The 6,998-nt window shown below is 57.0% G+C and carries 5 protein-coding genes and 3 pseudogenes; 3 read left to right on the top strand and 5 right to left on the bottom strand.

Annotated elements, in window-relative coordinates; genetic code table 11:
* Positions 1 to 167: 167 nt before the first annotated feature.
* A pseudogene (gene znuB / locus ACMX3H_RS03925) lies at positions 168 to 950 on the bottom strand (zinc ABC transporter permease subunit ZnuB).
* Positions 943 to 1,644: pseudogene (gene znuC / locus ACMX3H_RS03920) on the bottom strand (zinc ABC transporter ATP-binding protein ZnuC). The pseudogenes znuB and znuC overlap by 8 nt, the downstream one beginning before the upstream one ends.
* A gap of 178 nt (positions 1,645 to 1,822) precedes the next feature.
* On the opposite strand from znuC, the pseudogene znuA reads away from it, so the two are divergent.
* The 3 genes and pseudogenes from znuA to lpxM form a co-directional block, all read left to right on the top strand.
* Positions 1,823 to 2,650 (top strand): annotated as a pseudogene (gene znuA, locus ACMX3H_RS03915) (zinc ABC transporter substrate-binding protein ZnuA); the annotation flags it as partial.
* A 12-nt stretch (positions 2,651 to 2,662) separates the two neighbouring features.
* Positions 2,663 to 3,988 carry a murein DD-endopeptidase MepM gene (mepM, locus tag ACMX3H_RS03910; RefSeq protein WP_415209885.1) on the top strand — a complete coding sequence of 442 codons (1,326 nt, stop codon included), beginning with the start codon at positions 2,663 to 2,665 and terminating at the stop codon, positions 3,986 to 3,988.
* 101 nt (positions 3,989 to 4,089) lie between these two features.
* On the top strand, positions 4,090 to 5,052 hold the full coding sequence (gene lpxM, locus ACMX3H_RS03905) for a lauroyl-Kdo(2)-lipid IV(A) myristoyltransferase (protein WP_415209884.1): 963 nt from the start codon (positions 4,090 to 4,092) through the stop codon (positions 5,050 to 5,052).
* Between the two features lie 190 nt (positions 5,053 to 5,242).
* Here lpxM and ACMX3H_RS03900 read toward each other — a convergent pair whose 3' ends face one another.
* The 3 genes from ACMX3H_RS03900 to ACMX3H_RS03890 all read right to left on the bottom strand — a co-directional run bounded on the left by ACMX3H_RS03900 (position 5,243) and on the right by ACMX3H_RS03890 (position 6,829).
* The gene (locus tag ACMX3H_RS03900) at positions 5,243 to 5,680 is read right to left on the bottom strand and encodes a divalent metal cation transporter (protein ID WP_415209883.1); all 438 of its coding nucleotides are present in this window, start codon (positions 5,678 to 5,680) and stop codon (positions 5,243 to 5,245) included.
* A complete protein-coding gene (locus ACMX3H_RS03895) occupies positions 5,587 to 5,919 on the bottom strand; it encodes a divalent metal cation transporter (RefSeq protein ID WP_415209899.1) in 333 nt (110 codons plus the stop codon). Before ACMX3H_RS03895 ends, ACMX3H_RS03900 begins: the two co-directional genes overlap by 94 nt.
* Positions 5,920 to 6,043: 124 nt before the next feature.
* Complete coding sequence (locus ACMX3H_RS03890) at positions 6,044 to 6,829, bottom strand: DUF1460 domain-containing protein (protein WP_415209882.1); 786 nt, start codon at positions 6,827 to 6,829, stop codon at positions 6,044 to 6,046.
* Positions 6,830 to 6,998: the final 169 nt, after the last annotated feature.

Here is a 6,998-nt window from a genome sequence, read left to right as displayed (position 1 = left end):
GCGTATCGCTACCGTCCACGCGTATCGCCATTTCGGGCTTGAGGGACACGGCGGCGAGGACGAATAACGCCGCCGCAACCGAGCATCAGCGGCCGCGTCCCACCGCCGCGGAACCGGCGCAGTGACCGGAGGCGGCGGATGACAGGGTGTTGCGCCGCTCTCGGCGGTCAAGAGCGCGCTTTGACGGTCAGGCTGGGCAGGAACAGCACCGAGGCGCACAGCACAACGGATGGGCCGGCCGGTGTATCGTAGAACGCGGAAAAGGCCAGTCCGCCGGTGACCGCCAACGCGCCCGCTAGGGTGGCGTATAACGCCATTTGCTCCGGGCTGCGCGCACAACGGCGCGCGGCCGCGGCGGGAATGATGAGCAGCGAAGTAATAATTAACGCACCGACAAACTTCATCGCCAGCCCGATGGTCAGCGCCGTGACCAGCATCAAGAGCAGCTTGACGCGGGGCAGGGGGATCCCCGTCCAAGTGGGCCAATTCGGGGCTGATGGTCACGGACAACAGCGTGCGCCATTGCCATAAGATAAGCGTCAGCACTACCGCGACCCCCACGCCCACAGCGCAATATCCTGCGGCGTGACCGCCAGCAGATCGCCAAACAGATAGGCCATCAGATCGACCCGCACCCCCTGCATCAGGCTGACCACCACCAGGCCCAGGGAGAGCGAACCGTGTGCCATGATGCCCAACAACGTATCGATAGCCAACTGGGGGAAGCGTTCCAGCCACACCAGCCCGAGCGCCAGCGTAACCGCAATCACCGCGTAAAACGGATTATTGATGTTCAGTAACAGGCCGAAAGCAACGCCTAACAGTGAGGCATGGGCGAGGGTATCGCCGAAATACGACATTTTGCGCCACACCACGAAGGTGCCGAGGGGACCTGCCGCCAGCGATAACAGCACGCCGGCGAACCAGCCGGAGAGCAATAATTCAATCATGACGACACGCTCCCTGCGCGGGCGGCACCGGTCCGCGCTGCCCGAACATGGCGATAAAATCAGGGTGGCCCGAGACCACATCCGGCGTGCCGGAACAGCAGATATGGTGATTAAGGCACAGCACTTCATCGGTTTTCGCCATCACCAGATGTAAATCGTGCGATACCATCAACACTGCGCAACCGAGGGCGCGGCGAATGTTGTCGATTAAATCATACAGCGCCACCTGGCCGTTGACATCCACGCCCTGGGTCGGCTCGTCCAGCACCAATAGCTGGGGTGAATTGAGCAGGGCGCGCGCCAGTAGCACCCGTTGCATTTCACCGCCGGAAAGTTTTTGCATGGGCGCCGTCTGCAAATGTTGCGCCTACACCCGCGCCAGTGACGGCGCTATATAGCTTTTCTTGACGCCCGGCCGCAAACGCATGAAGCGTTCCACCGTCAGCGGCAACGTGGGGTCCAGATGTATTTTTTGCGGTACATACCCCATGAGCAGTTTGGGCTGGCGTCTTAGCGTACCCTCAGTGGGGGCGATAAGCCCGAGCACCACCCGCCCCAGTGTCGACTGGCCGGCGCCGTTCGGGCCCAGCAGGGTAAGAATGTGACCGGGGCGCAGGGTGAAAGAGATATCGTGCAGCACCGCTTTTCGGCCAAAGGCGACGCCAATGTGTTCCAGGATTACCAAATCGGTCATGATGATTACGGTTGTTAAATTACCGCGTTATTATAACATAACAACCCGCTTCGTTGCCGATGAGAATATTGCCATGCCCTCATCCTATCCCGCCGCTTTATTGCGCACCGTTGGCCGTACCTGCCGTTTCGCCTGTCTTGGGGCCGCGTTAGGGATGGCGGCGGGCGTCAACGCGTAGGCCGCGGTCGTCGCCGATGGCGTTATGCCGGTGGAGATAGTATTGCCCGATGGCGCCTCGCCCCATGATTATGCTTTGCGGCCGACGGATGCGCTGCGGTTAAAGAAAGCCGATGTGCTGGTGTGGATAGGGCCGGAAATGGAGGCATTTCTCTCCGGACCCGCCTCCTCGCTGCCTGCCGCGCGGCGCATTACCTTGGCCAGCCTGCCGTCCGTTAAGCCGCTTTTGCAAAAAGGCGGCGAAGAATTGCATGAAAATCATGGGCATGATTACGACGGCGGTGGCGACGACGGCCATCACCACGGCGAATATAATATGCATTTCTGGCTTTCGCCGACCATAGCTCGGCGCGCTGCCGAGGCGATCCATGACCGTCTCGTGGAGTTAATGCCCGAAAAGAAACAACAATTGGACGATAATCTGCGAATTTTCAACGCCGTCTTGACAAAAAATGACAAAAATATCGCTACAATGCTGGCACCCGTTCGCGCTAAAGGGTATTACGTATTTCACGATGCGTATGGGTATTTTGAAACATACTATGGCCTGACGCCGTTAGGATATTTCACCATCAATCCCGAAATACAACCCGACGCCCAGGTTTTACACAAAATCAGAACACTGTTGGTTGAGCAAAAAGCGACCTGTATTTTTGCTGAGCCACAATTCAGGCCAGTCGTTATCAACGCCGTCGCCCGCGGGACATCCGTGCGTATTGGCACCCTGGACCCGCTGGGAATGGGTATCGCCTTGGACAAGGAAAGCTACGCGCGCTTTCTGTCTCAATTAACGAACCAGTACGTGAGCTGCCTGGAGAACAACACATGAGGATAGTTATTAGTGCAGCAGATAGCCCGCTCTTTCGCCCTGGCATTTAATCATCTGCCGCGACCCCACCGCGTCATGCTGGGGTCGCTAACCATAGTCACTTTAGCCGTCGCCGTTTGGCGACCCTATATCTACTCCCCGGTGGTGGAACGGCCCGCCAGCCGCATCATCCCGTTGGAAGATCATCAATTGCGTGAGCTGGCGCCCGAGGCCAGCGAACCCCTCGACCAGACCACCCCTGACAGCGACGAAGATATTCCGAAGGATGAACTGGACGAACGCGTGGAAGGGGAGGCCGGCGTGCATGAATATGTCATCTCCCCCGGCGATACCCTAAGCAGTGTCCTTACCCAGTACGGCATCGATATCGCCGACGTCACCGCGCTGGCTCAGCAAAATCCCGCGCTGCGCAATCTGAAGATAGGCCAGTCCCTCTCCTGGACGCTGACCGCCGAGGGCGATTTGCAGCGCCTGACCTGGGATGTCTCGCGCCGCGAGACGCGCACCTATGATCGCGTGGACGGCGGTTTCAAGGAAAGCATCGCCAATATGACAGGCGAATGGTGCAACACCACCTTGACCGGCCAGCTCAACGGCAGTTTCGTCACCAGCGCCCGCGCAGCCGGTCTGACGGGCGGCGATATCAACGCGGTGATCAAAGCGCTGCAGTGGCAGCTGGATTTCCGCAAGTTGCGTAAAGGGGATCAGTTCTCGGTTCTGACCTCGAGGGAAATGCTGGACGGCAAAAGCGCTCAAAGTCAATTGCTCGGCGTGCGCTTACGTACAGGCGGGAAAGATTATTACGCTTTCCGTGCGGATGACGGTAAATTCTATAACCGCGATGCCGCCGGTCTCGCCCGTGGTTTTATGCGTTTTCCCACCGTGAAACAATTCCGCGTCTCCTCCAATTTCAATCCGCGCAGGCTTAACCCCGTTACCGGCCGTATCGCGCCCCATCGCGGCGTCGATTTCGCCGCGCCGGTCGGTACGCAGGTGCTGGCGGTGGGTGACGGCGAGGTGATGGTCAGCAAAAGGGACGGCGGCGCCGGTAACTATGTGGCCATCCGCCACGGCCGCCAATACATGACCCGCTATATGCATCTGAAAAAATTGTTGGTGAAGCCGGGACAGAAAGTGAAACGCGGCGATCGCATCGCCTTGTCCGGCAATACCGGCCGCTCCACCGGCCCCCATTTGCATTATGAAGTCTGGATCAACCAGCAGGCGGTCAATCCCCTGACCGCCAAACTGCCGTGCACCGAAGGGCTGACCGGCAGCGACCGCGCCGAATATCTCGCCCAAGTCAAACAGATGCTGCCTCAGCTGCAGTTAAACTGACATGACGCCATCAGCGGCCGATCCTGCATCGGCTGCTTTTTTTCTTTATAATGCGGTTAGCCGCGGGTACTGCGCGATGACAAGCATTGAGAAAGGCATGCATGGAAAATAAGCAAAACGGACAGATAGAGTTCATCCCGACGTTCAAAAACGCATTCTACACCCCACGTTATTGGGGCGTCTGGCTGGGGATAGGTGCCATCGCTGCTGCCGCCTGGATCCCGCCCCGGTTCCGCGATCCCGTGCTGGGCGCGCTGGGCCGGGCGGTTGGCCGCGTTGCGCACAAGGCGCGCTTTCGCACGCAGGTCAATTTGGCCTACTGCCTGCCGGAAATCGCCGCAGAGCAGCGGGAAACCATCATTGACGACATGTTCGCCTGCGTGACGCAATCCACCATCCTCATGGCCGAGCTGGCCTGCCGCGATCCAGAGCGAGTCTTGGCGCGCGTGCGCTGGCATGGCGACGAATGGCTGATCCGGCTTCAGGAAGAGGGGCGCAATGTCATCTTTCTGGTACCCCACGGCTGGGCGGTGGATGTGCCGGCGATGCTGATGGCTGCGCGCGGCCAAAAAATGGCGGCCATGTTCCACAATCAGCGCAATGAGCTGGTGGACTTTATGTGGAATCGCGTGCGTCGGCGTTTTGGCGGCCGTATGCACGCGCGCAACGACGGTATCAAACCCTTTATCAGCTCGGTGCGCCAGGGATATTGGGGGTATTATTTACCGGATCAGGATCACGGCGCCGAGCACAGTGAGTTTGTGGATTTCTTTGCCACGTACAAAGCGACGCTGCCGGCTATCGGCCGTCTGATGAAAGTTTGCCGCGCCACCGTTGTTCCCTTGTTCCCGGTCTACGACGGCAAAACCAGCCTGCTGCATATTCATATTCTGCCGCCCATGGAAGCGTTAACGGATGCCGATGATGCTACCGTGGCGCGGCGCATGAATGAAGCGGTGGAAACGATGGTGCGTCCGAATCCTGAACAGTATACCTGGGTGCTAAAACTGCTCAAAACCCGCAAGCCCGGCGATCCCAACCCCTATAAACGCCCCTCTCGCTGAGATCCTGGCCGCTAAAGAGCGCGAACGCCGGCGTGAAGGGGCCGCACGGCGCGGCGCGGCCTGGCACCGTCATTAGCTGAACTTTAAACCGACCACGGTTCTTCCGTTGAATACTGCGCTTCAGCCGCGCGCAATTCTGCAGCCACACTGTTGCGCAGCTGAACCCTGCCTATCAACGACGCAAGGTTTCTCAGCCGAACAGCATTCGCACCGTTTCGATGATGAGCTGGAGGTTTAAGACCACCAATACCGCGGTGGCCAGCCAGCCAAGTACCATAAAAGGTTTGCAATTGACAAACTTGCCCATTCGCTTTTTGGATGAGGTTAAATACAGCAGCGGGATCATCGAAATCGGTAAGGCGATGCTCAAAAATACCTGGGTATAGACTAGGAGTTTCTCAACCACGTCCCCTTTGTCTCCCCATAGATAGATGCAGGCCACAACCGGCATGATAGCAATCAGGCGGGTAATCAGGCGCCGCTGCCACAGCGGGAGCCGGAAATTGATGAAGGCTTCCAGCACGATTTGCCCGGTTAAGGTCCCCGTAATGGTGGCATTCTGACCGGAAGCCAACAGCGCAACGGCGAATAACGTTGCCAGGGTGGCGCTGGCAATGGCGCCAACCATGCTGTGATCCTGTAGGGCATCGTACAGCTGGGCAAAGCGGCCGATATCATCCGGGTTTTTGCCAAAAATAGCGCGGCGCCAAGAATAAGAAGTAAGCAATTAATAATAAACGAGAATCCCAACTGTATATTGGAATCAATGGTCGCGTAGCGGATGGCCTCTTTCACCGCCCGTTCATTACTGCGGTCGTATTGACGCGATTGTACGATGGAAGAGTGGAGGTAGAGGTTGTGCGGCATCACGGTGGCTCCCACGATCCCCAATGCGATGAAGAAAGCGGAATCGCCGCCCGCCTCTGGCGCAGGCCGCTTGAGCAAACGTGAGACGGGCCGGCAGGGCGGGGTAGTCACGTTGGCTTTTCTTTTACAATGCGCGCAAAACCACAATACCGGGTTTGCTTTGCATATATTCCATAAACGGCGTATCCACCACTCTGCGGTTACGCTGTAAGGAAGACACATTACGATAATAGAGGTCGTCCCCTTTCCTGATGGCGATGCCCACATGGGAAACATCCAGTCCGTCAAGTTTGGAATAAATGCCAATATAGTCCCCTGAATGGATTGCGTTGAGTGCTGCTTGATCCAAGTCGCCCGCGGGGATGTAGGTAATGTCGCGCTCAAATACTCCGATAGCGGGAATAAATTTACCGCCCCCCGCTTTCAGATTAAGGTGTTTATGAACCACCTTGGCCTTAGGACTAATAATGTGCGCGGTGACGTCCACCGCATTGCGCGGCTGGCTCGCAAACCAATCCGTGAAGAAATGTTTACGGTTAACAAAGGCCACCTTGCCGTTTTTGTAGCGGGTTTTCACCAGTTGATTGAAAAAATCTGTTCTGTTTGCCGACTGGCTCAGCGCATTGACGTAATCAAGAAAGGTGAAGCAGTCGACGCCATTGAAATCCACCACCAGCTTTTCGGGCTCCGTCGCCGAGCCGATTAATGTATTGGCCTGATACGGCGTGCCAAGAAACGATTGCGAAACCTGTTCAATTAATTCCTCGCGGCTATCCTGTCTCTGTGCCTGTATATCATTAATGATATGCTGCGCTTTGTCCGCACTGATGGCATCCATGGTCAGCGGATATTTTTTGGGTGAACAGGCCGATAATAGAAGGCACAAGGGAATGAGCAGGTATAGACGCATGGTAATTTCCTTAAGGCGGTAAACGAAGATAAAGTTGAAGGGAATTCCCACTCAATGTCAAAACCAGCCTGCTTTCTGTGTAAGCGCCCCGTGGAGGACGTCTTGAATTATTGCTGGCTTTGTTGTATGGCCCGGTAAGAATATGTTCCACTACGATGCCTAGTGAACC

The sequence above is a fragment of the Sodalis sp. (in: enterobacteria) genome, from assembly GCF_047607725.1.
Taxonomy (GTDB): domain Bacteria; phylum Pseudomonadota; class Gammaproteobacteria; order Enterobacterales; family Enterobacteriaceae; genus JBLKSS01.
The sequence above is the reverse complement of the archived record's forward strand: the minus strand, read 5'-3'. Positions and strand labels throughout refer to the sequence as shown.